The sequence below is a fragment of the Shewanella sp. SP1S1-7 genome (assembly GCF_031932105.1).
GTDB classification, from domain to species: Bacteria; Pseudomonadota; Gammaproteobacteria; order Enterobacterales; family Shewanellaceae; genus Shewanella; species Shewanella baltica.
On the sequence record NZ_JAUOEU010000005.1, the window covers coordinates 1 to 16,123 of the forward strand.

Consider the following 16,123-nt stretch of genomic DNA (forward strand, 5'->3'; position numbering starts at 1 on the left):
AAATTATGTACATATTGCTATGAACACTCATTCATTGATTTAATTCTTTGATTACTCACTCGAAAGTAAAGTAATTTCGATTAACTCAACACCTGTGAGTGTCCACACAGATTTCTTGTTTTATCTTGTTAAAGAGCAACTCAATATCCGTAAGAGGACGTGAGTACCACACTGAGCGCCGAACGCTTCCAGTTGGCTAGGGCTGCGTATTCTACGCATTTTCCGTTTCGCGTCAAGGAGTTTTTACAAACTTTCTCAACACTCATCAATCAGTAAACTCATCGATGAACTGTCACATCAGGCTGCTTAACGCTGTCTGCCGTGTCAGTGGATGCGCATTATAGGGAGCAGAAGATTTTGTGCAAGGGCTTTTTTAACAATCAGCGCCAAGCGAATGAATAACCACCAAACTGCAGAAATATACTGCAATATTGAGCAATATCGCTGTTTGGGTTGATAAGTCTGGCAGAAGAAATAGCCTATTGCTGGGGTTTTAATAGATTGAATGGGCATAAACAGAAGTTGATAGCAATTTTTAGCTATATCTATCAGCAAACCTCTAAAAACGTTATGCCCTGTGTGATGCCTTACTCTTGTTCGCAGCTAGCTAATGATAAGCAATGATCAAAAGCACGAACCCTAAGATTTATGCTCATCTTGTTTCTCTTTCTCGAGATCTGTTACACCATGAGTTTGTGCTGCGGCTTGGGCCGAGGGAACCGTCTCTACATTCGCCGCGACATCATCTCCAACAACGTGGGCGACTTTGAGTTTTCTCACCGTTCTGATAGTAATGATCGGGCCTGAAATCGCATATAAGTAGAAGCCGACACATAAAATCAATGCAGGTTGCACCGACACCACCACAAACACACCGACGACCAGTAAGATCACGATAAAGTTAACCTTGCCGCGCCAGTCAATTTCTTTAAAGGAGTGATAGCGGAAATTGCTGACCATCAGTAAACCGGTTGCTGCCGTAACAAGGGCCGCAATCCAACTGATGTTTCTTCCATCGAGGCTGTATTGGTTACCAAGCCAAATACTGCCAGCAATAACAGCGGCGGCAGCCGGGCTGGCGAGACCTTGAAAGTAACGCTTATCGGCAACGCCAACTTGCGTATTAAATCGAGCAAGCCTGAGTGCCGCACCTGCACAATAGATAAATGCGGCCAGCCAACCAATTTTACCTAGGTCTGCTAATGCCCAATTGTAGGCGAGTAGTGCGGGCGCCATTCCGAAGGACACCATATCGGCCATACTGTCGTACTCAGCACCAAAATCACTTTGGGTATTAGTCAGCCTTGCTACTCGGCCGTCGAGCCCATCACAGATCATGGCAATAAAAATGGCTATCGCTGCGGCTTCAAAGTTAGCATTCATGGAAGCAATTACGGCATAAAAACCAGAAAACAAACCCGCTGTCGTAAAAAGGTTCGGTAATAAATAGATACCTTTATTCTTTACTGTTTGATTTGAAGAATTTTGCATACACTTATTACGCTAGTTCAGTGAAGAGAAGTTAGCTTTCAAGATAACATATTTTATTATCATGTCGATGAGAGACCAGTTAGGGATGATTTCGATGTTAAAAGTGAACACGTTCAGCACTATGCTATGCCGCTGGTTTTGGCTCGGCCTTTTCATTGGCCCCGTTTCTGCGGGCGTTATCTATACTTGGGTCGACGAAAATGGGGTGACGCATTACAGCCAACAAGCCCCGCAACAAGAAAACATCAAAGCAGAAAAGCTCTACAGTGAAGATTTAGAGCAGGCGAAAGTGGGTTTTATCGCACCGGTAAAGAAAGCTGAAGCCACTTCTGAAGCCAATGAATTAGAAAAGTCAGCGGCGCTGATCAAAGAGAAAGATGCTAAACAGGCTCAATCCATTTGTGAGAGTGCTAAACACAATTTAGATATTCTCACGACGCACACTAAGCTTATCCGCCAAACTTCCGATTCGGGTGAATCTGTCGCTATGACAGAGGAAGACCGCCAAGCCTCGATTGCCCAGCAACAGGAAAGAATCAAACTCTTCTGTGATAAGAAGTAGCCATTAATGAAGAGCGATTAAGCTGATGCAATAAAAAAGGAGCCGAGTTAAAAACTCGGCTCCTTTCGTTTTAGTACTTGAAGCGGGAGCGATACTGACTAAGAAAGCGCTATCTCTTATTACAAGATAGTTTATTTCAAGCTCGTTCATTCATGAACGCTTATTTCAGTTCGCCCATTTCAACCTATCCAACTTCAAGCTTGCTGTTAACGTATCGCATTCAAACAACACACTAAGTGACTAGCGACTGGTTATTGCTCGAACACTAACTCGCCACCCGCACAGCTGACCTTGATCGGTTTACCTGGTAACAAGTCGCCACGCAGTAATTTCTGCGCCAGCGGGTTTTCGACTTCTTGCTGCAATGCCCGTTTCAACGGTCTTGCGCCATACACAGGATCGAAACCAATTTCCGCAATCAGTGATAATGCGTCGTCGGTGATTTCCAATGTATAGTCCTTTTCCGCCAAACGTTGGCGTAAGGAAGCAATCTGTATCGAAGCAATACGCTTGATATTGGCAGCATCCAATGGATGGAACACCACAGATTCATCGATACGGTTTAAAAACTCGGGTCTGAAACTGTGAGTGACCACATTCATTACCGCCGCTTTCATCTCTGCATAGGTCACTTGACCAAATCCTTCTTGGATAATGTCAGAGCCTAAGTTCGAGGTCATGATGATCACTGTATTTCTAAAATCTACAGTACGACCTTGACCATCGGTTAAGCGTCCATCATCAAGCACTTGCAGTAAGATGTTAAACACATCGGGATGCGCTTTCTCGACTTCGTCGAGCAATATCACCGAATACGGTTTACGACGAACGGCTTCCGTTAAGTAACCGCCCTCTTCATAACCCACGTATCCAGGAGGCGCACCCACTAAACGCGATACTGAGTGTTTCTCCATAAACTCAGACATATCAATGCGCACTAAGGCCGACTCGGTATCGAATAAAAACCTCGCCAGTGATTTACACAGCTCAGTTTTACCCACACCCGTTGGGCCTAAGAAAAGGAACGAGCCAATCGGGCGATTTGGATCCGCCAGACCCGCGCGGCTACGACGAATCGCATTCGCGACCGCATCGACGGCTTCGTTTTGGCCTATCACCCGCTCGTGCAGCGCCACTTCCATTTGCAGTAATTTTTCGCGCTCGCCTTCAAGCATTTTCGATACGGGAATTCCCGTCGCTTTCGACAAGACTTCGGCGATTTCGAACTCAGTGACCTTGTTACGCAATAACGTCATGTCCTGCATTTCGGCTTGCGATGCCAAATCGAGCTGTTTTTCAAGCTCAGGAATACGACCGTATTGCAACTCAGACATCCGAGTTAAATCACCCGCACGACGCGCCACTTCTAAATCCATTCGAGCCTGTTCGAGATCGGCTTTAATATGCTGAGTTCCCGCTAGTGCGGCTTTTTCAGTACGCCAGATTTCGTTCAACTCTGAAGCTTTAGCTTCAACGTCACGTAATTCCTCTTGCAGATGGTCAAGCCTGCGACGGCTCGCCTCATCATTTTCTTTGGCTAACGCTTGCTCCTCCAGTTTGAGCTGGATAGCACGACGTTCGAGCCGGTCGAGTGACTCAGGTTTTGAGTCCATCTGCATGCGGATGCTCGATGCCGCTTCGTCGATCAAATCGATCGCTTTATCGGGCAACTTACGGTCCGACACATAACGGTGCGACATAGTCGCCGCCGCCACAATCGCCGGATCGGTAATTTCCACATGGTGATGCAGCTCGTAACGTTCTTTCAGGCCACGCAAAATGGCGATGGTGTCTTCAACACTTGGCTCATCCACCAGCACTTTTTGGAAACGACGTTCAAGCGCAGCATCTTTTTCAATGTACTGACGATACTCATCGAGCGTAGTCGCGCCCACACAGTGCAAATCACCACGCGCTAACGCAGGTTTGAGCATGTTACCCGCATCCATTGCGCCTTCACCTTTACCGGCGCCGACCATAGTATGCAGCTCGTCGATGAAGAGGATCACTTGACCTTCTTCCTGCGCTAACTCATTCAATACCGCTTTTAAACGTTCTTCGAACTCACCGCGATATTTAGCGCCCGCAATCAATGAGCCCATATCGAGGGATAAGACGCGCTTATTTTTAATGCCCTCGGGGACTTCACCATTAACGATACGCTGGGCGAGTCCTTCAACAATCGCCGTTTTACCCACACCCGGTTCACCTATAAGGACGGGGTTGTTTTTACTGCGACGTTGTAATACTTGGATCGTGCGGCGAATTTCATCGTCACGGCCGATCACAGGATCCAACTTGCCTTGCTCGGCTCGCTCGGTCAGATCGATAGTAAATTTCTTCAACGCTTGGCGTTGATCTTCAGCGTTCGGATCATCCACTTTTTGGCCGCCGCGCATTTGTTCAATGGTTTGCTCCATCAACTCTTTAGTCGCGCCGGCTTTTTTCAACGCTTGCGCGAGGGCATCGCCTCCTTCTAACGCAGCTAATACAAATAACTCGCTAGAGATATATTTGTCTTTACGCTTTTGCGCCAATTTATCGCACAGATTTAATAAACGTATTAAACCTTGGGATAATTGCACATCGCCGCCCGTACCTTCGACTTGAGGTAAGCGCTCAAGCTCTTGACTCAAAAGCGAGCGCAGCGCACTCACGCGAATGCCAGCTTGGGTCAATAAGGGATGGATTGAACCTGAATCTTGGTTCAACAATGCCATCATCAAATGCAGCGGTTCAATAAACTGATGATCACGCCCGAGTGCGAGAGACTGGGCATCTGAGATGGCAAGCTGAAATTTATTGGTCATACGATCGAGTCGCATACAGCCTCCTAAAACTCACATAGTAGAGATATGCCAATCCACAAGATATCTTGCCAATTTAGTGGCGTTAAATCAGTACCGCTAATGGAGAGATCTTAATAGGATTGGTATTACATTTCGTTAGTTAAAAGATGGGGGCTATTTAGCCAAATTCAAGCGGATAACGCGGAAATAAATATAAATTGTAGGGGAATTAACTTAAGACTTAAGCCAGATCAACGATGCCATGCGCCCCGTCACCTTATCGCGACGATAAGAGAAGTAATCAGTGTCACTGACAGTGCAGATATCGGCGCTATAAATATGCTTGATGCCGAGTAAACTCAAGCGTAATTTAGCCAAGCCAATAATATCGGCCAGATACTTGTCACCACTGGGAATAAAACACGCAGCCGCCTGTGGATGTAAGCCACAGAATGCGTGCTTCACTTCGACGCCCACTTCAAATTTTTGCGGACCAATGGCCGGGCCGAGGTAGGCAATCAACTCATCCATAGGAGAACTAAACTGCGCCGCGGTGGCCTCAATCACGCCATCACATAAACCGCGCCAACCGGCATGGGCCGCAGCCACTTCGGTTCCCGCTTGATTACACAGCAATACAGGTAAACAATCGGCGGTCATCACAACGCAAACTTGGCTCGCAGTTCGGCTAAAACTGGCATCGGCAATCGGCGTACCCGCTGCCTGAGCTAAGCTCAGCGTGTCTAAATTGAGCACATGGGTACCATGGACTTGCTCAAGCCAGACAGGATCGGCGGTTAACGCTAATTGTTTGCAGAGTAATTCACGATTAGCCATCACCTGCTGTTCAGCATCACCGACATGCAGTCCAAGATTCAAACTGTCATAGGGATACACGCTCACACCGCCATGACGATTTGTCATAGCGATGCCAACATTAGCAGGAACAGGCCAATCGTGATCAAACACTTAGAGATACTCGATCGGATGCTCTACCGTGTCTTGACGCAGTGCTTTAGTCAAAATCACCATGTCTTCAGGAATTGGCGCTTGCCAGCTCATGATTTCACAACTCACTGGGTGAGCTAATTCTAGACGAACTGCGTGCAGCGCTTGGCGCTTGAAGTTTTTCAGGATATCGAAAAACTCTGGGCTCGCGGCTTTAGGCGGTTTTGGACGACCACCATACACAGGATCGCCCACTAACACATGGCCTATGTATTCCATGTGCACACGGATCTGGTGAGTACGGCCAGATTCTAGACGTAATCTCAAACGCGTGTGGTTACGGAATTTTTCCGCGACACGGTAATGTGTCACCGCAGGTTTACCTGAGTGCAGCACGGCCATGTGAGTACGTTTAGTAAGATGACGACCAATCGGCTCATCCACAGTACCGCCACCAGTCATAGTACCCATAACAATCGCTTCGTATTCACGAGTGATTTCACGGGCCTGCAAAGCGGCAACTAAATGGGTTTGCGCTTCAACGGTTTTGGCAACGACCATCAAACCTGTTGTATCTTTGTCCAGACGATGCACAATACCTGCACGTGGCACATGCTCAATATCAGGACAATGGTGCAATAGTGCATTCATCAAAGTGCCATCGGCATTGCCAGCACCAGGGTGAACCACCAATCCAGCTTGCTTGTTGATCACGATGATGTCGTCATCTTCATAGACGATATCCAGATCAATGGCCTGCGCCGCGGCATGGACTTCTTCTTCGAGAGTGGCGTCTATGAGTATCTGTTGCAGCTCATAAACTTTCTCGCGGGGCTTATTAACGACAACGCCGTCAACGTGAACTGCATCAGATAGGATCCATTCCTTGATGCGCGTGCGCGAGTAATCTGGGAACAACTCTGCTAGGGCCTGATCTAATCTCAGTCCAGTTTGTGTTGCCGAAATCTCGCTTTTTAGATTAATCTCTTGTGTCATAGGAACCGTATCCCCATTTAGGGGTCAAAAAATGTGTGCTATCTGTTACAATCGGATGTTTTCTATTTTATAGTGAAATGGAAAAATTCTTAACTACAACTTAAAAAGAATTGAATTCAAGTATGTATAAATTTTCCAAAGGCGTTACCTTAGTCCTATTTTCACTAGCGTTATCAGCCTGTAGCAGCAGCCCTGATGATAACGATATTGCCGCCAAAACGTCACCTGATGTGCTTTACACTCAGGCAAGAACCTCTATGGAACTTGGCAATTACTCTAAAGCTGTCCGTTCTTTGGAGGCGTTAGACTCACGCTTCCCCTTCGGACCTCACAAAACTCAAGTCCAGTTAGACCTGATTTATGCTTACTACAAAATGGACGATGTCGCTTCGGGGATTGCGAACATAGACAGATTTATCCGTCTTAATCCTACCCACCCTGATATTGACTATGTGTTTTATATGCGCGGTTTAGTGAACATGCAAGCCGACAACTATTTGTTCCACGATATGCTAAATATCGACCGAACCGATCGTGACCCTAAAAATGCTCAAGATGCTTTCAAAGATTTTGATCGTCTTATCAAAACTTACCCTAACAGCAAATATGCCGCCGATGCGCAAAAACGCATGTTAGCGTTGAAGAATCGCTTAGCAAGATATTCAATCCAAGTTGCCGAATATTATCTCAAGATGAATGCATGGAGCGCCGCAGCAATCCGAGCACAATCTGTAATGGAAACATATCCTGGCACCCCTTCAAATGAACGGGCATTAGAGATAATGATAGAAGCTTATGGCGAATTAGGTCAGAGCAAGCTGAAGCAAAACGTGCTCATGGTAATGCAAGCTAACTATCCAAACAATGAAATCTTATCAAACTAGCCGAGAATGCCCCTTTAATAGGGGCATTTTTTTGCTTTGCTAGCCAAGATAACCCATCACTGGATATTGCTAAGTCCCCAGCGTGGATAGTGGTTTGACTATTTTTAGCTCGCCACTTGCAGCGTAAATGACACTTTCGTGTAAATCTTATCCAACCGAGTCACTTTTTACGTTATTTAGTAAAAATCTATTGACTCAAAACCCGAAAAGCCTTTAAATTGCGCCCGTCGCCCGAATAGCTCAGTCGGTAGAGCAGAGGATTGAAAATCCTCGTGTCCCTGGTTCGATTCCGGGTTCGGGCACCATCTTTAAATTGGTTGCTTCAGCGACTAATGTTAGAGAACTGCAATAGGTACAGTGCAGGTGTGGTGGAATTGGTAGACACGCCAGCTTCAGGTGCTGGTGCTCGCAAGGGCGTGGAGGTTCAAGTCCTCTCACCTGTACCAAATTGCAGTTCAACGAATGAAACAAAGCATTAAGATTGTTTCTTCGGTTTTAAGATTACTCATTCGATGAAATTTCGGATAGCCATGCAGATGTGGTGGAATTGGTAGACACGCCAGCTTCAGGTGCTGGTGCTCGCAAGGGCGTGGAGGTTCAAGTCCTCTCATCTGTACCAACATTTAAACCTCGCTTAGCGAGGTTTTTTTGTATCTAAAACAAAATAAATCCTCTGTTACTCTCACCTCTTTCCGCTGATTTGCTATACCTAATGTTACAGACTCATTATAGGGATAGCTCGAGCTCTGCCTAAAGGACTCTTTAGTTCACTGAGGCTATCCCATATGAACGGTCTACAAATAAAACAAAAAATGTTTATCGGCATTTTGGTCCCCCTTGCAATGTTACTGACGATTGGTTTTCTCGCCATTAATATGATGGGCAACATTGAGTCGGGTGTTGAACGCATCTATAACGACAGAGTGGTGCCGCTGGATGATTTAAAAGTGATTGCCGATAAGTATGCGGTCGATGTTATCGATGCGGTCAATAAGGCGAACGCGGGTGGTTTCACCGCCTCGCAAGCGGCTGAAGCGCTAGACAGTGCCAAATCGACTATTACTCAACATTGGCAAAAATACCTATCTACCGAGCTTACCTCAGAAGAATCCCGACTCGTAAAACAAGCCGAAGTGCTGTTCTCCCCCGCGAATCAACAGATTGATACCCTGGTCTCGCGCTTAAGAGGATTAAACGGCGATGTTTCAAGCCAACTCTCAGCCAATATCCTGCCGCTGTACCAAGCGATCGATCCTATCAGCAACCAAATATCTGAACTGATTGCACTGCAAATCCGCGTAGCAGGCGAAGAAAAAGATCGTGTAAATGCCATTTATCAATCTTCAATCACTATTTTTGTGGCATTAGCCTGTGCCGCCATGATCATCAGTATTGTGATTGGACTCTGGGTCAATCGCAGCGTGATGAATCCCATTAATGACATCCTCGGTAAATTGAAGATGATCCATCAAGACTCTGATCTCACCGTCAGATTCACCACTTTTAATCACGATGAGCTAGGGCAAATATCCACGAGCCTCACCCAAGTGATTGAACACTTACGGGGCATTCTTCATTCCATTGCCGAGGCGGCAACTACGGTCAACAGTTCGGCAAATGAGTTAAGTAGCTTCACCCAAGCCACCAATAAACGAATGCAACAGCAACAAGCCGAAACGGAGCAGACTGCAACGGCCATGAATGAGATGACGGCCACCGTTGCCGAAGTCGCCCAAAGCGCATCTGCCGCAGCGGATTCAGCCAAAGATGCCGATACCTATGCCGCTAACGGCAATAATATTGTGATGCAATCGATTAGCAGTATGTCGCAGCTTTCTGATCAAATTCAAAAAACGGCGCAGGTCATTGGATTTTTATCTAATGAAAGCCAAAATATCGGCCGCGTTCTCGATGTGATTAAGAGCATTGCCGAACAAACCAATTTACTGGCACTCAATGCCGCCATTGAAGCCGCACGGGCGGGAGAGCAAGGTCGCGGTTTTGCGGTCGTGGCCGATGAAGTGCGCACCCTAGCGCAACGCACTCAAAAATCGACTCAAGAAATTGAGGCCATGATTGCCACCCTACAACAGGGGGTTAAAGAAGCCGTCAGCGCCATGGAAATCGGTATCAATCAAGTAGATGATGCCAACGATAAAGCCAATCAGGCGGGTCAAGCGCTGAAAGAAATTGTCACCTCAGTAGACAGCATCACCGAGCTGAATACCCACATTGCGACCGCCGCTGAAGAGCAAAGTAGCGTTGCCGAGAGTATTAATCGCAGCATTATTGCCATCAGCGATATCGCCGAGCATTCCACAGCTTCGGCGACTGAATTAAGTGAATCTGTGATTAATTTGACTAAGCTCGCCAGCAGCATGCGCAATCAAGTGAGCGCATTTAAGCTCTAATTTAACTCAATCAACCACCAAACGACTGCAACCATTTTTGCTGTTGCAGTCAAACTCCTTTATTCACATCATCTGTAACCCATTGAAATAAAATATCCGTTTCATCATTTCTCGATTTAATTTCTCCTTTTATTGAACACTTCAAATGAACTCAGCCTCGTTATCGATAGCACGGATAGCGATAATCTCTATTGATCCAAATCAAATAGATCTTTAAACTCATTAAACATTCATAATATTTACACGTTAAGGATTTTCTATGTTGGACAGCCGTACAATCCAAGTTATCAAGAGCACTATTCCCTTACTCGAATCTGCAGGCCCTGCGCTGACGACCCATTTTTATCAACGCATGTTCAAACATAATCCTGAATTGAAAGATGTGTTCAATTTGGCGCACCAACATTCTGGTGGTCAGCCTGTAGCCCTGTTCAATGCCGTCGCAGCCTATGCAAAAAATATCGAAAACTTAGCGGTACTGAGTTCAACGGTTGAGCGCATTGCCCAAAAACATACGGGATTTCTGATCAAACCTGAGCAGTATGCGATCGTCGGCAGCCATTTATTGGCAACGCTTAAAGAATTAGGGGGCGATGCGGTAACAGAAGAAGTGTTAGAAGCTTGGGCACAGGCCTATGGATTTTTAGCCAACATCTTTATTCAGCGAGAAGCACAGATTTATCAAGCGTATGCAGAGCAAGATGGTGGCTGGTTGGGCGAGCGTCAGTTTGTCATTAGCGCGAAAAATACCGAGTCAGCAGTCATCACCTCCTTCATATTGACGCCCGAAGATGGCAAGCCCGTTAAAGATTTTATCCCTGGTCAGTATTTAAGTTTGAAGCTAACACACCCGAATTTGGCATATGAAGAAATCCGCCAATATTCCTTATCCGATGCGCCCAATGGCACCAGCTACCGCATCAGTGTGAAACGCGAACTCGGCGGACAAGTGTCGAACCTGCTGCATGATGCGATACACGTCGGCGACAAAATCGCGGTGATGCCACCCGCGGGAGACTTTACCCTAGAAGTCGCGGCGGACACCCCCGTAGTGCTCATTTCGGCTGGTGTAGGCCAAACACCGATGAAAAGTATGCTCAATCAATTACTCAAGCTGCAGCATCCCAGCACTATCACTTGGCTGCATGCCTGTGAGCAAGGCGCCGTACACGGGTTCAAACAGGCTATCTACGCCAAGCGCCAGCAACATCATAATCTGACAAGTCATGTTTGGTATCGTGAGCCAGCCCCAACCGATAAGTTGGGTGATGATTATGATTTCGAAGGGCAAATGGAGTTAAGTAAAGTCGCCGAACAGTTGCTTCCCCACGCACGTTATTATTTCTGCGGCCCCATTGGATTCATGTCAGCCATCAAGCAACAACTACTCGCTCTGGGTGTCGCGGCTGAAAGCATGCACTATGAAGTGTTCGGCCCTCACGCCGATCTTTAATGGCATGACACGGGCTTGAGAAGATTCACGCTCAGGTCCGTTTTTATGCTTAGCTTTCATTGTTAGCATGGCAAACAATAACGACAAGAACGATGAATGCTTGATGCACTTTTCTGTTCATCATTTTTAACGGATAGAAGCAACTTCAGCGGCAGTGAGCGCGCGACTTTCACCCGGAGCCAGCTTTTCATCGAGCACAATATCGCCTATCGATAATCGATGCAGGCCAACAACCGGATTGCGGAACCGACCAAACATCCGTTTGATTTGATGATACTTACCTTCATGTAAAGTCACTTCAGCCACGTTATCAGCGAGGATAACCAGCTTAGCGGGTTGGGTTGTAATATCTTCAAAGCCAAAATACATCCCTTCGGCAAATGCAGCGATGTATTCTTCAGTTATGGGATTAGCTAAGGTAACCCGATACACTTTGTCGACCTTGTGTGTAGGTGACATCAGCGCATCAGACCAGCGGCTGTCATTGGTTAATAACAACAAACCCGAAGAGTTTAAATCTAATCTGCCGGCAATATGCAACTCATCACGGGCTTCGCAATCAAGCAAATCAATCACTGTTTTATGCTGAGTATCTTTGGTAGCACTCACCACTCCAATCGGCTTGTGAAGCATCACATAGACGGGCGCATTGGCCTGCAGTATTTGCTCATCGAGTTGGATGTGGGAAAACTCATCCACTTGCCTATCCATATCTTTCACTATCAATCCATCGACGCACACACGGCCCGATAATAGCAGTTCACGCACCGCTTTACGGTGAGTGTGTAACTGGGTACAAAGATAACGATCGAGTCGGCCGCGCTTAGATTGCATAACACCACAAATGACGAAATATGAATGAGATAGCCATTCTAGCAGGATGCAAGTTCGGCTCATAGCGAGCCGAACTAGAGGGTTATAACAAAGACTATTCTGGGCTAAATTGGATCGAACGAGGTAAAATTTGTTAAGCTAGGCGCTCAATTCATCTTACTGTGAGTGGTTACCGCATCAAAAACTTATCCGCAAGTCCCGCTTTAATACGTTCGAACCTGCTATTTTTAGCCTTGTTTTTAGTGACGCTAGCGAGCTCTTTTTTCGCCCAAGCGAACGATACAGTTAATCCTCCTGAAGCGGCTCGCCCCTCCGCTATCCATGATAAACCGCTGGTCGAGCGTTATGTCCTCGATGAACTTAAATCCCTCAGACACGATCAACAGGATCTAGAGCGTCGTCTCACCATCGACATCACCGACCGCGAACTCGCCGTAGCCGACAAATCGATGAACTACGCCAATGTCACTGTAACTTACTTCTTCTACATCATCGCGGGTGTCGCCTCGTTAGTCGCCTTTATCGGTTGGCAATCCCTGCGAGAAATCAAAACGCACACCGCCAAACTGGCTGCTAACCAGCTGCAAAGTATTGCCGAACAATACGAAGAAAAGTTCAAAGTACTTGAGCAAGAACTCAAGCGTAAGAGCCGTACTATCACGGACAATAATCGCGAGATTGAGATCATCAATGAAATCCATAACCTCTGGCTACGGGCGCAAAGTGCACAAACGCCAGAGCAGAAAATTGAAGTCTATGATGAAATTCTCACGATTCGACCAGGGGATTTAGAAGCGCTGACCTACAAGGCCGACGCCGCAATGGAAATGCGCGAATTTAACTGGGCACAAAGCCTGTGTAATCGCGTTCTGGAAGTTGATCCAACAAACGCTCACGCTTTTTATCAAAGAGCTTGTGCCTTTGCTTGCTTAGGGGTTGAAGATAGAGCGATTTCTGATTTAGAGCGCGCCATTCATAACAGCGCATCCTTCAAGGAACTGGCCTTAGATGAGGCGGATTTCTCACAACTTAAAGGACATGCTCGTTTCGAAACGTTATTGGCCTATCACGAACCTGAAAAGCTCTAAGCGACTAAGTTCTAAGCTGCGCACTAACGCTTGATATATAGCGTTGGCGCTCAGTGGCGTTTTATCCTAAAGATAAAGCGCCATAATTGAGCGGCTTAAGTCCCACTAGTGAGAAATAGCCTCAATCTTATATGCACAGCGGCGTGCACCTTCGATGATATGTTCTTCGCGGCTCACCACCGCGATATCGGCGAATAACTGCTGGAAAAGTTGCAACTCTGAGCGACAAAAGTTCAAACACTTAGTCGCTGCGGCGCAGATAGGACAATGATTTTCGAGTAAAAAATACACGCCATCTACCTGTTCCATCGTCGCCATATAACCTTCGTTCGAACGTAATTTCGCAAGGATGGCCAAACGTGTCGGAATATCTGTCGCCCCTTCCATAGCGGCACGATATTGGGTTAACGCACTTTGCTCCCTGTAATCAATAAGCTTATCCAAGCCTTGGTCGCCAAAGATCATTTTCACCGAATCAATAAGCTGCACCGTCAATTCCTCATGGCGATCGGCAAAGTGACTGCGGCTCTGTTCAGTTAATCTCCAGTAACGCGTTGGGCGACCACGACCTTCAACTCTATCTTCGATGTCCACATCGCCTGCGTCTTCCAAAGCTTGAAGATGTTGACGTACGCCCATAGTCGTTAACGCCAATTCCTCAGCTAAGGTTTTAGCGGTAAGTGGGCCATGTAACTTGAGCAATTGAATAATCTTATCAGTGGTTTTCATCTGAACTCTCCGATGGTAGCCAGCGCATTATCTCCGATCCAGTACCGCTTTAATAGATTAAATAAACTTTTTTATTTACTTTATCCTTTACAAGATTAAATAAAGTAATTACCTTATAAATAATTTATAAACAAATAGGTTTACTTAATGAAGTTACTCATCATCAGCACCAGCCAAAGACCCGACTCCCAAAGTGCTAAAGTCGGTCGTTATATTGCCGAAAGCAGTTTCTCATCTCCCCATGCCATGGGTTACGCCAGCATACATCACTTAGAGTTATGCCAATTTAACCTGCCATTTTGGGATGGAGAGGAAGACAATAAGGGGGAGCACTGGCCCGAAATAGAACAAAGCGTCGATGAAGCCGATGCGCTGGTGCTTATCACCCCTGAATGGGGCGGCATGGCATCACCACTACTGAAGAACTTTTTATTGATGTGTACTCGCGAAGAAACCGCCCATAAACCGGCACTGTTAATTTCTGTTTCAAGCGGAATTGGCGGTACTTATCCCATCGTTGAAGTGAAGATGAATGCACTCAAAAACAATAAATTAGTGCCCATTCCCGATCACTTGATCATCCGCAATGTTAGCAATGTACTCAATACCGTTCCCGAAGGTGCTCGAGATATCGCACTCAGGGAAAGAGTGCAGTACAGCTTGTATATGCTGCATCAATACGCCCAAGCATTAGCGCCCATTCGTCAACAACATGCCGGACAAGCGTACCCAAAGCAGCAGGAATACTGTTACGGTATGTAGGCGGCTTGAGATTTTAACCACCAGCAACAGACTAAAATCATTACAAGGAACGCATTATGATTCATTTAGAGCATATCAACTTAGTCGTAGACGACATCCCCGCAGCACTGCGCTTTTATCAAGCGGCTTTTCCCCACTGGCGTGTTCGTGGTGGCGATAAAGGCACTTGGTACGGCAAACCTCGCAATTGGATTCATTTTGGCGATGATTATCAATACATTGCTTTTAGTGACAATGGTGAGGGAGAAAACCGAGATTTAACGGGTCATCAAATTGGACTGGCGCATTTTGCCTTTGTCACCGACAACTTAGATGCTGTGATAGCAAGATTGACCCAAGCAGGCTTCCCGATTGCCAAAGATGGCATGGAAGATCCCTATCGGCGTAATATTTACTTCTTTGACGCCCATGGTTTTGAAGTGGAATTTGTCGAGTATTTGACTGATATTCCGGCGGAGCGAAATCGCTATTAACGGTATTAGCGTAAGTCGTTATTAAAAAAAGTGGTCAACTGCAGCCGCGAACCGTGCGAATTGAACTGAGTGCTAGATGCTAAGCACTATTCACTTCGCTCGGATTGTTGCTGTGCCACTATGGCCGAATCCTTATGGGCATAAAAGTGAAGTCTGAACTGGGTATCTTCGCTCAGCAGCTCCACTTTATGCCAATACTCAGGATGAGAAATGGCCGTCTCACCGGCGCGAATGATGATTTCTTTATCTAACTCGCCTCTACTGCCCGTATAGCCATAGAACTTTAAGCTGCCCGTTAGCACTTGGATCTGCCCATACACGCCAGCCTTAGTATTGTGCATGTGCAGCAACATTTTAGGGACGTTGTCACGACTGAAAACCGGCGTTGATTTGTAATTAACAAAATCTTTAGGGACTAAGGCCATTATGCTTTCGCACTCCTTGAGGGACTCATGGGGATCGAATAACGCTGACGTCAAGACTAATATAGCCGTTGCAGCATTTCTGTCCAACTCCCAGTGTTAGCTTTATCGAAGAGATAATCCCAACATTGGCCTAGGACGCGACGCCGCACTTACCTATACTCACGCGAGCGATCTTAGCGCTTTAGACATTAGCAACTTTATGCATTAGTGGCTTTATGAATTAGTGACTTTAGTTACTTTCATCACTGTTATCGCTACACTAGCCCGCATTAAGTAGC

Annotated in this window: 14 protein-coding genes and 3 tRNA genes; 10 read left to right on the top strand and 7 right to left on the bottom strand. The window is 46.3% G+C overall.

Annotated features, from left to right (window positions below; genetic code table 11):
* Positions 1-639 precede the first annotated feature (639 nt).
* Positions 640-1,491, bottom strand: a complete 852-nt coding sequence (gene pssA / locus Q4Q49_RS05660; RefSeq protein WP_311998847.1) for a CDP-diacylglycerol--serine O-phosphatidyltransferase — start codon at positions 1,489-1,491, stop codon at positions 640-642.
* Positions 1,492-1,585: 94 nt separating this feature from the next.
* Here pssA and Q4Q49_RS05665 point away from each other — a divergent pair, with 94 nt between their 5' ends.
* The gene (locus Q4Q49_RS05665) at positions 1,586-2,053 is read left to right on the top strand and encodes a DUF4124 domain-containing protein (protein ID WP_006080594.1); all 468 of its coding nucleotides are present in this window, start codon (positions 1,586-1,588) and stop codon (positions 2,051-2,053) included.
* A 251-nt stretch (positions 2,054-2,304) separates the two neighbouring features.
* Here Q4Q49_RS05665 and clpB read toward each other — a convergent pair whose 3' ends face one another.
* The 3 genes from clpB to rluD all read right to left on the bottom strand — a co-directional run bounded on the left by clpB (position 2,305) and on the right by rluD (position 6,786).
* Entirely contained in the window at positions 2,305-4,878 is a 2,574-nt protein-coding gene (gene clpB / locus Q4Q49_RS05670) for an ATP-dependent chaperone ClpB (RefSeq protein ID WP_006080593.1), read from the bottom strand.
* Positions 4,879-5,076: 198 nt separating this feature from the next.
* Positions 5,077-5,811, bottom strand: coding sequence for a peptidoglycan editing factor PgeF (gene pgeF / locus Q4Q49_RS05675; RefSeq protein WP_311998848.1), 735 nt, complete (start codon positions 5,809-5,811; stop codon positions 5,077-5,079).
* Complete coding sequence (gene rluD, locus Q4Q49_RS05680) at positions 5,812-6,786, bottom strand: 23S rRNA pseudouridine(1911/1915/1917) synthase RluD (protein WP_006080591.1); 975 nt, start codon at positions 6,784-6,786, stop codon at positions 5,812-5,814. It abuts the gene before it with no gap.
* A gap of 122 nt (positions 6,787-6,908) precedes the next feature.
* On the opposite strand from rluD, the gene Q4Q49_RS05685 reads away from it, so the two are divergent.
* The 6 genes from Q4Q49_RS05685 (at position 6,909) to hmpA (ending at position 11,534) form a co-directional block, all read left to right on the top strand.
* Complete coding sequence (locus Q4Q49_RS05685) at positions 6,909-7,670, top strand: outer membrane protein assembly factor BamD (protein ID WP_006085778.1); 762 nt, start codon at positions 6,909-6,911, stop codon at positions 7,668-7,670.
* A gap of 229 nt (positions 7,671-7,899) precedes the next feature.
* Positions 7,900-7,975, top strand: a tRNA-Phe gene (locus Q4Q49_RS05690).
* A gap of 54 nt (positions 7,976-8,029) precedes the next feature.
* Positions 8,030-8,116: transfer RNA gene (locus Q4Q49_RS05695), tRNA-Leu, on the top strand.
* A gap of 86 nt (positions 8,117-8,202) precedes the next feature.
* Positions 8,203-8,289, top strand: a tRNA-Leu gene (locus tag Q4Q49_RS05700).
* A 166-nt stretch (positions 8,290-8,455) separates the two neighbouring features.
* A complete protein-coding gene (locus Q4Q49_RS05705) occupies positions 8,456-10,081 on the top strand; it encodes a methyl-accepting chemotaxis protein (protein WP_311998849.1) in 1,626 nt (541 codons plus the stop codon).
* 259 nt (positions 10,082-10,340) lie between these two features.
* On the top strand, positions 10,341-11,534 hold the full coding sequence (gene hmpA / locus Q4Q49_RS05710) for an NO-inducible flavohemoprotein (RefSeq protein ID WP_311998850.1): 1,194 nt from the start codon (positions 10,341-10,343) through the stop codon (positions 11,532-11,534).
* 126 nt (positions 11,535-11,660) lie between these two features.
* On the opposite strand, the gene Q4Q49_RS05715 is transcribed toward hmpA, so the two are convergent.
* A complete protein-coding gene (locus tag Q4Q49_RS05715) occupies positions 11,661-12,368 on the bottom strand; it encodes a pseudouridine synthase (protein WP_259541916.1) in 708 nt (235 codons plus the stop codon).
* A 161-nt stretch (positions 12,369-12,529) separates the two neighbouring features.
* Between Q4Q49_RS05715 and Q4Q49_RS05720 the strand changes: the two genes are divergently transcribed.
* A complete protein-coding gene (locus tag Q4Q49_RS05720) occupies positions 12,530-13,456 on the top strand; it encodes a TPR end-of-group domain-containing protein (RefSeq protein ID WP_311998851.1) in 927 nt (308 codons plus the stop codon).
* 105 nt (positions 13,457-13,561) lie between these two features.
* Here Q4Q49_RS05720 and Q4Q49_RS05725 read toward each other — a convergent pair whose 3' ends face one another.
* Entirely contained in the window at positions 13,562-14,185 is a 624-nt protein-coding gene (locus Q4Q49_RS05725) for a metalloregulator ArsR/SmtB family transcription factor (protein ID WP_311990495.1), read from the bottom strand.
* Between the two features lie 147 nt (positions 14,186-14,332).
* Between Q4Q49_RS05725 and Q4Q49_RS05730 the strand changes: the two genes are divergently transcribed.
* A complete protein-coding gene (locus Q4Q49_RS05730) occupies positions 14,333-14,947 on the top strand; it encodes an NAD(P)H-dependent oxidoreductase (RefSeq protein WP_311998852.1) in 615 nt (204 codons plus the stop codon).
* Positions 14,948-15,003: 56 nt separating this feature from the next.
* Positions 15,004-15,420: a VOC family protein gene (locus tag Q4Q49_RS05735; protein ID WP_006080581.1), complete on the top strand. Its 417-nt coding sequence runs from the start codon at positions 15,004-15,006 to the stop codon at positions 15,418-15,420.
* 86 nt (positions 15,421-15,506) lie between these two features.
* On the opposite strand, the gene Q4Q49_RS05740 is transcribed toward Q4Q49_RS05735, so the two are convergent.
* Positions 15,507-15,845, bottom strand: a complete 339-nt coding sequence (locus Q4Q49_RS05740) for a DUF1971 domain-containing protein (RefSeq protein WP_311998853.1) — start codon at positions 15,843-15,845, stop codon at positions 15,507-15,509.
* Between the last annotated feature and the right edge of the window lie 278 nt (positions 15,846-16,123).

Bases quoted from the DNA above. Each gene is read 5' to 3' on its own strand.
- Q4Q49_RS05735 (WP_006080581.1), top strand. From the start codon at position 15,004: ATGATTCATTTAGAGCATATCAACTTAGTCGTAGACGACATCCCCGCA.
- clpB (WP_006080593.1), bottom strand. From the start codon at position 4,878: ATGCGACTCGATCGTATGACCAATAAATTTCAGCTTGCCATCTCAGAT.
- Q4Q49_RS05705 (WP_311998849.1), top strand. From the start codon at position 8,456: ATGAACGGTCTACAAATAAAACAAAAAATGTTTATCGGCATTTTGGTC.
- Q4Q49_RS05730 (WP_311998852.1), top strand. From the start codon at position 14,333: ATGAAGTTACTCATCATCAGCACCAGCCAAAGACCCGACTCCCAAAGT.
- hmpA (WP_311998850.1), top strand. From the start codon at position 10,341: ATGTTGGACAGCCGTACAATCCAAGTTATCAAGAGCACTATTCCCTTA.
- Q4Q49_RS05685 (WP_006085778.1), top strand. From the start codon at position 6,909: ATGTATAAATTTTCCAAAGGCGTTACCTTAGTCCTATTTTCACTAGCG.
- pssA (WP_311998847.1), bottom strand. From the start codon at position 1,491: ATGCAAAATTCTTCAAATCAAACAGTAAAGAATAAAGGTATCTATTTA.
- Q4Q49_RS05665 (WP_006080594.1), top strand. From the start codon at position 1,586: ATGTTAAAAGTGAACACGTTCAGCACTATGCTATGCCGCTGGTTTTGG.
- Q4Q49_RS05715 (WP_259541916.1), bottom strand. From the start codon at position 12,368: ATGCAATCTAAGCGCGGCCGACTCGATCGTTATCTTTGTACCCAGTTA.
- Q4Q49_RS05740 (WP_311998853.1), bottom strand. From the start codon at position 15,845: ATGGCCTTAGTCCCTAAAGATTTTGTTAATTACAAATCAACGCCGGTT.
- Q4Q49_RS05725 (WP_311990495.1), bottom strand. From the start codon at position 14,185: ATGAAAACCACTGATAAGATTATTCAATTGCTCAAGTTACATGGCCCA.
- rluD (WP_006080591.1), bottom strand. From the start codon at position 6,786: ATGACACAAGAGATTAATCTAAAAAGCGAGATTTCGGCAACACAAACT.